General features: G+C 67.6%; 15 protein-coding genes. 6 read left to right on the top strand and 9 right to left on the bottom strand.

The window, feature by feature from the left end:
* Positions 1-2 precede the first annotated feature (2 nt).
* Genes NY1_RS36325 through NY1_RS36305 form a run of 5 tightly spaced genes read right to left on the bottom strand, consistent with a single transcriptional unit; the run spans position 3 to position 3,282 of the window.
* On the bottom strand, positions 3-257 hold the full coding sequence (locus NY1_RS36325; RefSeq protein WP_067721713.1) for a hypothetical protein: 255 nt from the start codon (positions 255-257) through the stop codon (positions 3-5).
* Positions 258-261: 4 nt separating this feature from the next.
* Positions 262-552 (bottom strand): hypothetical protein, encoded by a 291-nt coding sequence (locus tag NY1_RS36320; protein WP_067721712.1) that lies wholly within the window; start codon positions 550-552, stop codon positions 262-264.
* 58 nt (positions 553-610) lie between these two features.
* Positions 611-1,249, bottom strand: coding sequence for a hypothetical protein (locus NY1_RS36315; RefSeq protein WP_157762695.1), 639 nt, complete (start codon positions 1,247-1,249; stop codon positions 611-613).
* Between the two features lie 13 nt (positions 1,250-1,262).
* Positions 1,263-1,829 (bottom strand): hypothetical protein, encoded by a 567-nt coding sequence (locus NY1_RS36310; protein ID WP_157762694.1) that lies wholly within the window; start codon positions 1,827-1,829, stop codon positions 1,263-1,265.
* 28 nt (positions 1,830-1,857) lie between these two features.
* Positions 1,858-3,282 (bottom strand): peptidoglycan DD-metalloendopeptidase family protein, encoded by a 1,425-nt coding sequence (locus NY1_RS36305; RefSeq protein ID WP_233434639.1) that lies wholly within the window; start codon positions 3,280-3,282, stop codon positions 1,858-1,860.
* Here NY1_RS36305 and NY1_RS44895 point away from each other — a divergent pair.
* Positions 3,263-3,433, top strand: a complete 171-nt coding sequence (locus NY1_RS44895) for a hypothetical protein (protein ID WP_233434642.1) — start codon at positions 3,263-3,265, stop codon at positions 3,431-3,433. The genes NY1_RS36305 and NY1_RS44895 overlap by 20 nt on opposite strands.
* Positions 3,434-3,559: 126 nt before the next feature.
* Here NY1_RS44895 and NY1_RS36300 read toward each other — a convergent pair whose 3' ends face one another.
* From NY1_RS36300 to NY1_RS36285, 4 genes are read right to left on the bottom strand one after another with little or no spacing between them, the layout of a single operon-like run.
* Positions 3,560-5,149: a cutinase family protein gene (locus tag NY1_RS36300; RefSeq protein ID WP_067721708.1), complete on the bottom strand. Its 1,590-nt coding sequence runs from the start codon at positions 5,147-5,149 to the stop codon at positions 3,560-3,562.
* Positions 5,146-6,024 (bottom strand): MinD/ParA family ATP-binding protein, encoded by an 879-nt coding sequence (locus tag NY1_RS36295; protein ID WP_157762693.1) that lies wholly within the window; start codon positions 6,022-6,024, stop codon positions 5,146-5,148. Before NY1_RS36295 ends, NY1_RS36300 begins: the two co-directional genes overlap by 4 nt.
* Positions 6,025-6,035: 11 nt before the next feature.
* Entirely contained in the window at positions 6,036-6,851 is an 816-nt protein-coding gene (locus NY1_RS36290; protein WP_157762692.1) for a DUF8176 domain-containing protein, read from the bottom strand.
* A 21-nt stretch (positions 6,852-6,872) separates the two neighbouring features.
* On the bottom strand, positions 6,873-7,994 hold the full coding sequence (locus tag NY1_RS36285; protein ID WP_157762691.1) for a hypothetical protein: 1,122 nt from the start codon (positions 7,992-7,994) through the stop codon (positions 6,873-6,875).
* Between the two features lie 208 nt (positions 7,995-8,202).
* On the opposite strand from NY1_RS36285, the gene NY1_RS36280 reads away from it, so the two are divergent.
* The 5 genes from NY1_RS36280 to NY1_RS36260 all read left to right on the top strand — a co-directional run bounded on the left by NY1_RS36280 (position 8,203) and on the right by NY1_RS36260 (position 12,199).
* On the top strand, positions 8,203-8,835 hold the full coding sequence (locus NY1_RS36280) for a hypothetical protein (RefSeq protein ID WP_157762690.1): 633 nt from the start codon (positions 8,203-8,205) through the stop codon (positions 8,833-8,835).
* A 90-nt stretch (positions 8,836-8,925) separates the two neighbouring features.
* Complete coding sequence (locus tag NY1_RS36275) at positions 8,926-9,363, top strand: thioredoxin domain-containing protein (RefSeq protein ID WP_067721703.1); 438 nt, start codon at positions 8,926-8,928, stop codon at positions 9,361-9,363.
* 182 nt (positions 9,364-9,545) lie between these two features.
* The gene (locus NY1_RS36270; protein WP_169815452.1) at positions 9,546-9,944 is read left to right on the top strand and encodes an ImmA/IrrE family metallo-endopeptidase; all 399 of its coding nucleotides are present in this window, start codon (positions 9,546-9,548) and stop codon (positions 9,942-9,944) included.
* 19 nt (positions 9,945-9,963) lie between these two features.
* A complete protein-coding gene (locus tag NY1_RS36265; protein WP_067721701.1) occupies positions 9,964-11,064 on the top strand; it encodes a hypothetical protein in 1,101 nt (366 codons plus the stop codon).
* Positions 11,065-11,074: 10 nt separating this feature from the next.
* Positions 11,075-12,199, top strand: a complete 1,125-nt coding sequence (locus NY1_RS36260; RefSeq protein WP_067721700.1) for an NAD(P)-binding protein — start codon at positions 11,075-11,077, stop codon at positions 12,197-12,199.
* Positions 12,200-12,296: the final 97 nt, after the last annotated feature.

Raw genomic sequence — 12,296 nt, 5'->3', positions numbered from 1 at the left:
GATCACAGGAGCAGAAACGCGCCCCACGCCGACGCGGTCGAGGCGAGGAGGCTGCACACGCACGTCACCAGGAGGTTCGTGCTGGCGCGGTCGAGGCCGGCGCCCGTCTCATACAAGCGCGCGAACTTCACGCCCGACCAGGTCGCCGCCGCGATCAGCGCGGCGAACACCAGCCACAAGAACATGCCCAGCAGCGAAAGAAGCGGGCCGGTCACGTCCGCCGGAGGTATCTGCATATCCGCAGCGAGCATCGCCATCGCCTTACGCGAAGAAGGTGATCCAGCTGGCCGCACTGCCGACGATGATCGCGCCGACCCCGCAGGCAACCGGTGCGATCTTCTGTCCCGGCGACGCCGCGCCGTCGCTGTAGGCGGATGCGAACGTCACACCCGATTTCGCGGTCAGCGCGATCAGCGCCGCGAAGGCAACCCAGGAGATCACACCCAGCAGCTTCTGAATCTTGTCCGAGCCCGGCGGGGTTGTCGTCGTGACGTTGATGACGTTCCCGTTCTGATCCTGTGCCAGAAAATCCAGCACCATATGAGCGATCATTGCTCTCTACCTTCCGTGTGAGCGACAGTTGAATTCGTTGCGTTCCAAGGAGATTGATTCATCCGGCGGCGACCTCGCTGGTGTCGCCGAGTCTGGGTTTCTTGCGCAGCGCCGTCACTGCGGTGCGCGCGGTGACGAACATCTGCTCGGCCAAGCCCTGCACCGGCGGCGGCGGGACGCGGGTCGCGTCGCGCTCGCCGAGGCGGACCGCGGTCTGTTCGGGCTTCCACGCCGGTAGCTCGTGGCGTTCGAGAGTGCGCCACGGCTCGACCCAGCCCAACCGCCACGACACCGCGCCCAAATCGTGCGCCAGCGACTCGACCGTCTCGCGGCGCGTGGCCGCGGTCTTCGACAGCGGCCGGTCGATATCGGCCACCGTCAGTGCCCCGAGCAGATGCGCCCCCGCAGGTGTAGCCCCCTGCATATGCGACAGGAGCGCGCGATGCAGCGCTGCCAGGCCGTGCATATGGCTGCGCGCCACCAGCACCACCAGCGGGGAATCCAGCCCACGCCCCAGGCCGATCATGCCCGGCCAGCGCTGCCCGGCATCGCCCGCGAAGGAAATCGAGGTGGCCAAATAGCTCACCCCCGCCCCGCCGTGCGTGCCGACCAGCCACACCAGCGGCGGGCGGCCGCTCTGCCCGGGTACCGGCTGACTCCACATCGGAACCGGCTCCAGCCCTGTCGAATCCGTCATCACCACCACCTCCTCACCAGCTCCGGTAGTCATCGACCCGCCAACCGGGCGACGCTTGAATCAGGTCCACGATCACCGTGAACGGGGCCAGGGCCTCGCTGTGCCCGTCGGGCCAGATCGCCGTTTGGGTCACCCCGACCTTGCGCGAGGCGTGCCCCGGTGCCTCGCTGGGCGGCCGTTCGGCGCTGACCAGCGTCGCGGCGTCCACCCGCGCGCCGCCGGCCTTCCAACTCGCCCACTGCGACGGCGCACTCTGGTGCGAGGCCACCGGTGCCGCTGCCGGGCCCAGTCGCGCCAGCAGCGCCGGACTCAGCCACGGCCGGATCCGGTTGAGCGCATCGCCCGCCGCCTCGCTGGTCGGACGCAGCGTGTACAGCTCGCGCATCGCCGCCGCGGCCACCGCTTCGGGACTGTCCCCCGCTGCCGGACCCGCGGCCGTGATCGCGGTCGGCGTCGTCCACGGCGGCGGAGTCGTCGAACTCGCTGGCAAGGAGGCTTTCTCGTGACCACAGCCGCCCACAGCAGCCGCAAGCCCCACCGTGAACAACAGGGGAACCAGCCGCGCGGCTCGCCGCGTCATCCCGAAATGCCTTGTTGTAGTGGTCATCTCACATCACCCGCCGCGCTCGACCGTTGGACGGCATCGCAGCTTCGGACACGTTCTGTCCGCTCTGGGGAGCCTGGATCACATGCCCGTCCCCAGTCGCGATAGCCACATGCCCCGGAAGCCCGGTGCCCGAATCGAACTCGGAGAACACGAGATCACCGGCCTGCACCTGGTCCATGGACACTTCCACGCCCACGCTCCATTGCTGCTCGGAGGTGCGTGGCAACGTCACCGTCCCGTTCGAGGCCGCATAGACCGCCGCCGAAGTCAGTCCGGAGCAGTCGAATCCGCCATTGCTCGGTCCGGACGTTCCGCCACCGCCCCAGACATAGGGCAGCCCGATCCATTGCCGCGCCGCCGATACCGTCTGCGAGCCCAACGCGGTCCCCGGCGTCGGAACGAACCGCCCGTTCGAACTGGCTTCCCGGAATCCCGGCTCAGCAGCGAGGATGCGTTCCACATAAGGGCGGGTCTCGGTGAAATGCCGCGGAATCTGATTCGGCATCCCACCGGACTCGAGTACCGCGCCCGGACCGGCGTTGTAGGCGGCCACCGCCAGCGCCACCACGTCACCGGACACCTTGCCCTCTGACTCCCAGCCCTTGATCTGCTGCGCCAGCGCGCACATGTAGCGGCCTTGGCCCATGATGGCGTCGGCCGGATCCATCGCCGAGGCGTACCCCTTGCCCGTCTCGTCACGGATATACGGCTGCCCGTCGGGGGCAAGGGATTTCGCGGTGCCCGGCATGAACTGGGCCACGCCTTCGGCGCCGTCCGGAGAAACCGCATCGGTGCGGAACCCCGACTCGGCCTCACCTTGAGCAGCCAGCAAAGATGCGGAGATCTCCGGGCACATGCTGCCCGCTTTGCGGTACCACTGTTCGAGTTCGGCGGGTACCTTGCCGGTTTTGAGTTGCCCGCCGGGTGTGCCGAACCCCGAGGGGCAGGACTGCGTTGTCCCGCCTCCCCCGGAGTTCGCCCCTGTGCCGCCGCCGCTCGTGGTCGCAGCTCCGGACAGCCACGGCATCGGGTCTATTTGCTTCCCTCCGGTCAACCGACCTCCGGGAACCAGCTCGAAATGCAAATGCGGGCCACTGGATTCGCCGTTGCTGCCCACCACGGCGATCTGCTGCCCAGCGGAAACCTTCTCGCCAACCGTCACCGGCGTACCGTCGGCGTGGACCATGCCGTTGTCGTACATGTGCCCGTACACCGTGGAGAACGCCGCACCGGTCTCATCGACCGAGTCGATGACGATCCAATCGCCGAATCCCGACGCAGCCCCGGCCGCGACGACCGTGCCATCGGCAGCAGCGTAGATCGGCGTGCCAGCGTTGGCGGCATAGTCGATGCCCTTGTGATCCTCGCCGTCGGGCTGCACTCCGAACCCGCGCGAAATCGTGTACGTGCCCTCAGCCACCGGCATCGACCTCCCCGCGGAGATCGACGGCACGGCGGCCGCCGACGAGGGATTGGTGGAGGTGGTGGGATTCGGTGTGGTGGCGGCCGAGGCTGAGGGAGCCACCGCGGCCGCCAGCGACGCACCGCCGCCGCTCGGGCAGGCCGTCGACGCTTGATCCTCCGCGTCCCAGACCACGATCATGATCGTGGTCACCATCATCATCAGTACGGCTCCACCAGCGACCGCCGGTGCCGCACTCGCGCTCATCGCGTCCCGTCCTCACCGTCACCCACCTCCCCGCTCATTGCCCCGGCACAGCCGTGGTCGGCACCGGCGACGTTGTCGACGGCCGCACCGTCGTAGTCGTCACCGGGGCGGGAGTCGTTGTGGCCGTAGTCGTTGTGGCGCGTGTCGTCGTGGTGCTCGGCTTGGACGTCGACGACGCCTTGGCCTTCGCATCCAGCGCGGTCGCCAGCGCCCCGAACCACGCCACCGTGAACGCCGTCGGGGTCTGCCCGTCGCTTCCGACCTGCCAGGAGTCGTACGAGGTGTGCTGGGCGCCGGATTGCCAATACCGCAGGTCCAAGGCCATCTGCACGAGTCCGACATTGTCGGACAGCAACGAAGTGATTTGGTTGAAGATGTATTGCACACCGCTGAGCACCGTGGCCGGCGGAACCAGCTCCAGGGCCGCCTTGCCCAGCTGCACACCCAGATCCACCAGCACCGCTGCCGGATTGGTCAACCCCGTGGTGACCAGACTGGTAATGGTCGAGCTCGACAGCACTTTCTGTCCGAAGGTGACCGCCGCGTTGAAGCCCATCACACCCACTTTGATGATGGAGCGGATGATGTCGGCCGTCGAAGACGCGCTAGAGGTCACCGGGTTGGTATTGGTCGCTAATCGGCCCAAGATGCTCGTATTGCCGGTGTTGACGCTGAACTTGCCGCCGGAGAAGGACAGATCCGAGTTCACAGTTTCGACCGCGGTCTTGAGAATCGAACTGCCTAGCGAGGTCGCGATATCGGCGACCGTGCGCAGCGGATCCTGACCCGAGAAGTGTGTCTGCCCAGCGATATTCGCGATGATCTTGGCCAGCTGCGAATCCGCCGGAGTCGAGCACGCGATATCGCCGGTCGCGCACCAGGACGCCACGCGCCCCGTGAGCGCCCCGTACCCCGTCGCCTTGGCCAGAGCCGCCGTGGAAATCCCCGCTCCCGCAGTCGCATTCGCCGCTGCCAGCATCAGATCCGACAGCACCGTCTGTGAGACCCCCGGTGCGGTCGCCGGAGACATCCGCGTCCCAGCACCCGGGAACGTCGTCGCCTCATTGGTGCGGATCGGCGAAGAGAACAGACTCACCCCCGCCACCCGATTCGCCGGGATCGGCGCGTTCGTCTCCCCCGAACCGATGATGCGAGCGATCTCATCGGCGATCTGCGCGCCCTGGGAATACCCGATGATCGCGATCATCGCTTTCGGGCACCGATTGGCATAGGTCGCAATCGCCTTGATGCCGAGAGCGATACCGCTGGTCACGCTCTCGGTATAGGTCTTGTTCTGACCGAAGTCCGCCGCGTAGGCCACCAGCTGCCGCGAGACCGCCGAGCCGTTCTCACCGTTGACCTGCCGCAGCAGCGGCCCTGTCACCGACGCGCCCAGAAACCCCGAATCCGCGGTCGGATTGGCGCTGTCGCCGCTGTCGCCGGTCCCCTGGAAACCCACCACATGCAAAGCGGTGCAGGGGATATCGCCGCTCGGATCTGCGGCCGCCGTGGTGGTCGCCGGGTCGGCGGCCGCCGGCGACGCCCCACCGGCCACCACGACGACCGCGACCGCCGCCGTGGCCAGAACTCCGCGCCCGCTCCGGGCGATCGTCGTCTTCCTCATCGCAACTCTCCCAACAGATGCACATACGCGGCTCTGGTCTCGCCGCTCAGCCGGTGCCACGCCACCGGGCCGCCTTCGGCGAGATGCAGATCGAACGGAATCTCGGTTACTGCGCGCACCCACTTGCCCAGGTGCTTGCGCACGTGCTCGGTGGCCGCAGCCACCGGCGTCGGATGCTGTTGCGTCACAACCAGCACCGCATCCGACAGATGGAATTGCCCGTAGTTGTCATCGAGCCACTTCAGCGCGGCCTGCAACCGGTTGACCGCGTCCGCGCGGGCCGCGACCGTGATCACCAGAGCCACCGTCGGATCCGCGAGCAGCGGCGACAGGCTCTTATTGCTCACCGGCGCGCCACCGTCATAGAACGGCAGCCAGCCTGCGCCGACCAGATCGCGATGCACGCTCACGAACGAATTGCGGCCCGGCAGCGGATCCCCGGTACGGGGCAGCACCGCAGCACCCGACGACGACCGGCCCGCGCATCCGGCCGCCGAAGTTCCCCGTTCGCGATACGGCGCCGGGAATTCCAGCCACGCTTGCAGCGAACTTGCCGGAGCCGCCGCGTCCGCGCCCCGCTTGGCGAGGTCTCCCCCGCACGCGGTCGCGTCGACCGCGATAGGCCACACCTGCTTACCGGTATCGCCCCCGCGCACCGCCGCCGCCAGGCCCAATGCCGTGGTCGAGGCCCCCGACCCGCCCGCCGAGCCCAGCACCAACACCGGCGGCAGCGCCACCCGCAACAGCCGACCCTTCCCGCCGTGCAGCGGCGGGGCTTCCGTCGGCGAGCCCGGCGCGGCCGGATCGTTCAACGCGATGAAATCCGGATCGGTGCCGCTGCCCTCCAGCGCCTGCACATCGATGCGCAAGTCCATCATCAGCTCCCCTATTTGATCGAAGTGATCAGCACTCGCCCATCGCGCACAGTCGTGGTCACGACCTGGTCCCACGGCACTTCGGTGCCGTCGGGATGGCGCTCGACCACGTTCACCGTGAACCGGTTCTCACCTTCAGCGGTGACCGTGACGCAATGCGCGGTCCCCGCCGGAGTAGAGGCGATGGCATTGGCGGTCGCCTCCGGCGCGGCCGCCGCCGCGTCCGGAGCCAGATGCGCGCGGACTGCGTTCGCATCCCGCATCACGTACCAGGCGTATTGCTGGGCGACGATCACCCCGATAGCCGTCGTCTCATCACCCGGACCCGACGACACCACACGGGTCGGAGTGTCGATCTCCTTGCACCACACCGGCTTTGCCGACGTCGTCGCCGCCACCGGTGTCGCCGCAACCGGCGCCGGACCAGCCGCCGCAGCGTCCTTACCGTTGCCGCCCATCACGAACACCACGCCCACAACGACCGCCGCGACCGCGACCAGCACGCCTCCACCGACACCGAGCCGGACCAGCGCCGCCCTGCGGCGCGCCTGCGCCTGAGCGCGTTTACGCATCGTGGCCACTACCGGGGCCATCGGATCCTCGGGCAGCACATCCACATCCAGCGCGAACCCGGCGTCGGCCGCGTCGTCGTCCACCCCCGCCGCTGCGGCGGGGGTGTCCTCGGCAGCATCGACCCAGTCCAGCCATTCCGCGCCGTCGTCCCCCGACGCCGCCGACGAATCGGCCGTGACCGGGGACAAAGTCGGCCACCGCCACAACTCGCTGTCGTCGTCAGGCCCGACCTGCCCATGCGTTTGATCGCTCACCGAGAACACCCCTTTCGCGAACTACTGCGCCGGTGCCACGGCCGCCTGTACCGCTCCGATCAAGTCATTGATCGGAGCCGCGGCCGCGCCGAAGGTCGCAGGATCCACCGGCGGCATCGCGTCGATGGCATTGCTGAGCGAGACCACCGCGTCAGCGGCTACCGGCGCGACCGCCGCCACCTGGTCGACAACCGTGCTGACCTGCTGGGTGACCGCCGCGACATCCACGACCGGAACCGCGACCGGCGGCGGAGCGGCCGGAGCCGCCACCTCCACCAGCGGCTCCACCTTGGGAGCCTCGGTCAGGTTCGTGCCGCCGCCGAGCCCGTAACCGGCCGCGCCGCCGACCACACCCGCGCCCGCGCCGCCGACGACCGTCGCCGGGACACCCAGAACCGCCGCGCCGATCGCGCCACCGGCCACGGCGCCGATCACCGTTCCCGCGACACCCGATGTCACCGTGGCGAATCCGGGAACCGGAATCAGCGTCCCCAAGGCCGCACCGGCGATACCGCCGATCGTTCCGCCGATCAGCGCGCCGCCGACACCGCCGACCACGGCCGCCGGAACACCCGCCCCGGCCGCGCCTGCCATGACACCGACCACCGCGCCGCCGACCGTCGAGGCTGCCCGCCGATCCGACTCGTCCTTGGAAAACCCCTGCGAGTCGTAGAAGGCCGCGAGGTTCCATTCCGCCATGTCGATGTAGCCCTGCGCCTTCCGCAGCGCCACCACATCGGTTCCGGCCGGCGCATCGAACAGCGCATCACCAATGCGCAGTTTGCCCTGATCCCAGGTCTGCACCACTACGAGCTCAGCCGCAGGCGCTTCCTCGCTTCCACTGCCGTCAGGCTCAGTGTCAGCACTGGGCTTGCTGGGCTGCACCCAGGTCTGCACCGGGCCCTGCTGGCTCGGCTTGGCCCGGTTAGGGGCCGGAACCACAACCTGCGCATCCGGTACCAAGTTCGCCGGACTGGCCTGCTGCGGCGCCGCCTGCGGGACGTTCGGCGCGGTCAGACCCGGATTCGCGCCATTGGGCGCGGCCAAGCCCGGCTGTGCTGGAGCTGCGTGGGCAACCCCGGTGCCGACCGCCAGCACTGTCGGCAGAGCCGCCAGCACGGTCAGCGTTCGTTTCGTGCTCATCTCACTTCCCTTCTCGAGAGCCCAAAAGCTCGGCCTGCGCTGACGGGCCAGCCGCTCGCGCGTGATCTCTTTCACTGGGACACTAGAACCTCAACGCTTCAATTTCAATACAAATTAGAACGTTGTCGGAGCGAGATGCCGGGTTTTGAAGGAAAAACAGTACGTCTGCCGGTACGTTTCATAGTGATTCTGAAGTAGGATGGTGTTCATGGGAGCACACGGCGAGTTCTTCGCGCGCGCGGTCAAAGACCGCCGCAAGCAGCTGAACCTGTCGATGCAGCGCGTCTACAACGAGCTCAACGGGCCCTCGATAGGGACTCAAGTGGAAGCCGAGGCGGGGCGTCTGGGGGAGAACACCCACACCGGCACGTTCGAGAAGTACGACGCCGTGTTGCAGTGGGTGCCCGGGTCGGCATCGACAGCATTCACCGAAGGCCGTGAACCGATCCGCCTCGAGGATCAGCGCGAGCTGGAGACCGGTCCCACGGAACGCACCGTCGGCCTGGAGCAGCTACTACCGCTGCTGGACGCCCACCGCGCGCTGCACGAGGCGCGCACCGCCGAGCTCCCCGCCGCGCTGAAACAACTCGATCTCGCGGTCACCAACTTGATAGGGCCGTTCGTGACAGATCTGCTGGAGCGCAACCGCGGTGCCACCCCATCGCCGTGGATGGAAATCGCCTTCGGGGAGGCGCTTTCGGTGCCGGTATCGCCCGAGGACCCCAACGCCGATGAGCGGCTCTACCGGCGCTACCTGCTCGGCCGTACAGACGGCATGGACGAGGCCGACAGGGAACGCTACGAGCGACGCTTCCAATCCAGGCAAAGCGGCTCGTCATGACTACCTCGATGACACAACATCCTCCCTGATCGTCAACCACACCGGAGGAAGCCACCGCGATATTGTTTCCCGTGTGAGAAGGAGGCGAAAATGAGCGAATCGACCATGCTGGCACTGAGTGCGAAGCTGGATCGACTCTTCGACGCCTTCCGGCTCCGCGGGACAACGCCGCAAACCGAGGACGACGTAGCGCGTTCGGTCACTGCGAAGCTGGGAAAAGCTGTGCCTGCCAGTGAGATTCGACGGATGCGCGCCGGGGGGAGCGAGGGCGCGAGCCCCAGTGATCCGGCTGTACTGGCGGCCATCGCCGACCACTTCGGGGTTCCGGCTGCTTACCTGCTCGACTCCGCCGGCGACGCGGTTCAGGCCACCGACAAATGGGTTCGCATGATCGCCGCAGCCCGCGACGCAGGGGTACGAGGACTCGCGCTGCGCGGCGACGCCATCGACCACGACGAGCTCGCCGAACTGTTCGCCAAAGTCATAGCACGGCGCAAACCCACTGCCGGGCAAGACAAAACAGCCTAGGCCCCGGGGACCTCGCGGGTGTCACGCGCGCCCGGGTGAGATGAGAAAGGGCGCGAGACATGCACCACCCTCCTCTGTTGAATGCTCCGCCGCCGCGCGCTCCCGGCCGGTATCTGCTGCTGCGGCATCGGCTGGCGCGGCTGTTGCGTGAGCTGGATGTCCGACCCGACGACTCTGCCGATGTGCTGATCGCCGCCGTGGCTCGACGACTGGATTGCACGATCGATCTCGATAGCCATCCCTTTCGAGTCCCGGGATTCTTCGGCGGCACCATCTGTACTGACGGCGGATACCTGATCTTCGTGCAGGCACACACCAACCTCGAGCATCAGATCCACATCGCGATGCACGAGCTTGCTCATATCCTCTTGGGCACAACCGATTCCGCAGCGCAAGCCATGTTCGAGGGCACCCACCGCACCGGCGACTACACAAATGGTGAGGAACGCGACGCGGAGTTCGTGGCGCGCACCATCACCACCTGGGTCCGGGCCGACCTCGATGCCCGCCTCCCCGGCCAGGACGACGAACGCAGTGCCGCCATTGCACGCACCCTCGAGGATCGGATCGCCTGGCAATGACCGACGAAGGGAATCTCCGATGAACGGCCTCACCACCGCGCAATGGTGGGTCCGGTCCGCGGTGTTCGTGCTCATCGCGGTATGGCGGATCTACCAGACCGGGCGACGGCCCTCGCTCCCGTCAGCGCTGATTACCACCGCTCTGCTAGCTACCGCCGCGAATCTCGTCCTCGAATCGATGGCCCACACCGAAAATCAGGAACCCGGCGGCCGCCCGTTCGTCCTGGCCGCCGTGCAGGCACTGGTTCTGCTCATCGCCTGGTGCGCAACCTGTGCCTACTACGCGCACAGCGACGCCACGACCCGGGCATGGCGAATCTCAGTCGCGCTCACCGGATTCGCTGCGCTGAGCGCCGTCGCGGTAATCACGGCAGGCACGGCCGTCCCCGCAGGGACCGCCCTCACCGACTTCGCGGCGGTCGAGGTGGCCCGCTACTACTCGTTCGTCTTCGCATTCTTCCCACTCGCGCAAGCGATTTGCGGGTATTTGGCCACCCGCACCGCACGCCGCGCTCAGGGCCCGCTGCGCGCAGCGATGACGCTGGCAGCGGTGAGCCTGTGGGCGTTGGCCGCCGCCGGCATCGCCTTCATCGCCGATGTGTGGATTCAGCACGCCGGACAACAAGCCCCAGCGGTGTACACGGTCGGCGAACGGCTGCTGTATCTGGCGGGCACCGTGGGATGGGTGGTGAGCTTCGGCGCGGTCGCGGCCGCCCACCGCTCCCGGCAACTGGTCTCCCTGTGGCGCGCAATCGGCGAAAACCGCCTCCTGCGCGAGTTGCTCCACACACTCGAAGCGGTCTCCCCGTCGGCGCTGGCCTACCCGCGCACCGGGCGAACTCCGCTACTGTTGCGGCCGCACGCGGCCCTGTCGCGCACTCGCATCGAATGCCGCGATCGGCTGGTCACCATCAGTCCCCAGCTCAGCGAAGACCTAGACGCAGAGGGCTGCCAGTCCCCCGAACGAGTGGCGGCCGCGCTCAACCGGTTGCGCCGCGACCCTGACCGCACCGAAGCGATAGCGCCGGTGCGCCCGGTCGGCCTGCTCACCATCGAGAGTCCAGGCACCGATCCCCTGATCGAGCTGGCCCGCAGTTATCGACTCGTTCAGCACCGCTAAGGAGGCTCCCGTGGTCACCCCCACCACCATCATCGGTGGCGGCATCGCCGGCACCGCGCTCGGCGCGGCCCTCGCACACCGCCAATACCCCGTCACCGTTTACGAGCGCCAACCCGCTCCGGCCGGTGGTGCATTCCTAGTGCTGGACACACAAGCACAGCGATCCCTCGCCGCGCTCGGTGTGTCGCCACAAGCTTTGGACGCCGTCTCGCATCCCATTCCCGGCGGATTCAAGTTCCACTATCGTCCCGCCGGCAGTGATACCGGTCCCTCGCAAGGCCAGCGCCTCTACCCGCGTGCTGGCCTCATGCACGCGCTGACCGACTTCGCCCGCGCGGCCCATACCGACATCCGTTACGGCCACACCGTGACCGACATCGACCGCCGCACAGGAACCCTCTTCGGGCCCGACGGTGCCTTGAACAGCGGCGGCCTGGTCATCGCCGCCGACGGCATTGATTCGCTGGCCCGGACAACCTTGGATCCCCGACGCAGCCCCACCTACGCCGGACAAGTCGTCATCTACGGCACCACCGCGCGCCCGGTGACACTGCCAGACCCCGACGTGATGCACTTCCACGGCCAGCTTGGCGAAGGCCCTCTGCCGGTCACCACGTTCGGGCACTTGCAGACCCCCGAGGCCGTGTACTGGTTCGCCCGGCTCACCCGCAATCCGATCCCCATGGACGACATCGGTTTTCATCCCGCCGGACTGTGGATGGACGCACTGCTGGCCGCCGATCCCACCGCCGAAGACTTGATCGCCACCATCGTCGAGGCCACCGACACCATCCATGTCTCCAACACCCGCGAAGTGTCGATGCACAACCTGCTCCGCCCCGTCGCACCAGTAATCCTCATCGGCGATGCCGATCACGCCATCAGCCCAGCATGGGTACGGGGCGCCCGCGAAGCCATCGAAGATGCTGTAGCTCTGACCAAGGCACTCACCGAGGGCACAGACCCGGCCGAAGCCATGGCCCAGCGGCGCATCACGATCGCAGTGGAACGCGAGATGCAGCAGCGCCGCGCGAATGCTGGCGCGGCCGCACCACCCAAGCCGGAGCCCGCTAGGCCCCCCGTCGACCCCGAGACCGGGATGGACTGGGAAACCCGGATGTGGGGATTCGAGTGAGACACAAGCGAAGTAGACCCACGGCCGGGGTGCCCTTGCCCCGGCCCGCCAGGCACGATGATCCCTGATCGATCAGTCGGAGCACCGATATGCTGAA

The organism is Nocardia yamanashiensis NBRC 100130 (assembly GCF_001613325.1).
Taxonomy (GTDB): Bacteria; Actinomycetota; Actinomycetes; order Mycobacteriales; family Mycobacteriaceae; genus Nocardia; species Nocardia yamanashiensis.
This window is presented reverse-complemented; position numbering and strand designations above follow the sequence as displayed.

Excerpts from the sequence above, each read along its gene's own strand:
- NY1_RS36265 (WP_067721701.1), top strand. The coding sequence starts at position 9,964 with ATGAACGGCCTCACCACCGCGCAATGGTGGGTCCGGTCCGCGGTGTTC.
- NY1_RS36295 (WP_157762693.1), bottom strand. The coding sequence starts at position 6,024 with ATGGACTTGCGCATCGATGTGCAGGCGCTGGAGGGCAGCGGCACCGAT.
- NY1_RS36320 (WP_067721712.1), bottom strand. The coding sequence starts at position 552 with ATGATCGCTCATATGGTGCTGGATTTTCTGGCACAGGATCAGAACGGG.
- NY1_RS36280 (WP_157762690.1), top strand. The coding sequence starts at position 8,203 with ATGGGAGCACACGGCGAGTTCTTCGCGCGCGCGGTCAAAGACCGCCGC.
- NY1_RS36305 (WP_233434639.1), bottom strand. The coding sequence starts at position 3,282 with ATGCCGGTGGCTGAGGGCACGTACACGATTTCGCGCGGGTTCGGAGTG.
- NY1_RS36310 (WP_157762694.1), bottom strand. The coding sequence starts at position 1,829 with ATGACGCGGCGAGCCGCGCGGCTGGTTCCCCTGTTGTTCACGGTGGGG.
- NY1_RS36300 (WP_067721708.1), bottom strand. The coding sequence starts at position 5,149 with ATGAGGAAGACGACGATCGCCCGGAGCGGGCGCGGAGTTCTGGCCACG.
- NY1_RS36285 (WP_157762691.1), bottom strand. The coding sequence starts at position 7,994 with ATGAGCACGAAACGAACGCTGACCGTGCTGGCGGCTCTGCCGACAGTG.
- NY1_RS36325 (WP_067721713.1), bottom strand. The coding sequence starts at position 257 with ATGGCGATGCTCGCTGCGGATATGCAGATACCTCCGGCGGACGTGACC.
- NY1_RS36315 (WP_157762695.1), bottom strand. The coding sequence starts at position 1,249 with ATGACGGATTCGACAGGGCTGGAGCCGGTTCCGATGTGGAGTCAGCCG.
- NY1_RS36275 (WP_067721703.1), top strand. The coding sequence starts at position 8,926 with ATGAGCGAATCGACCATGCTGGCACTGAGTGCGAAGCTGGATCGACTC.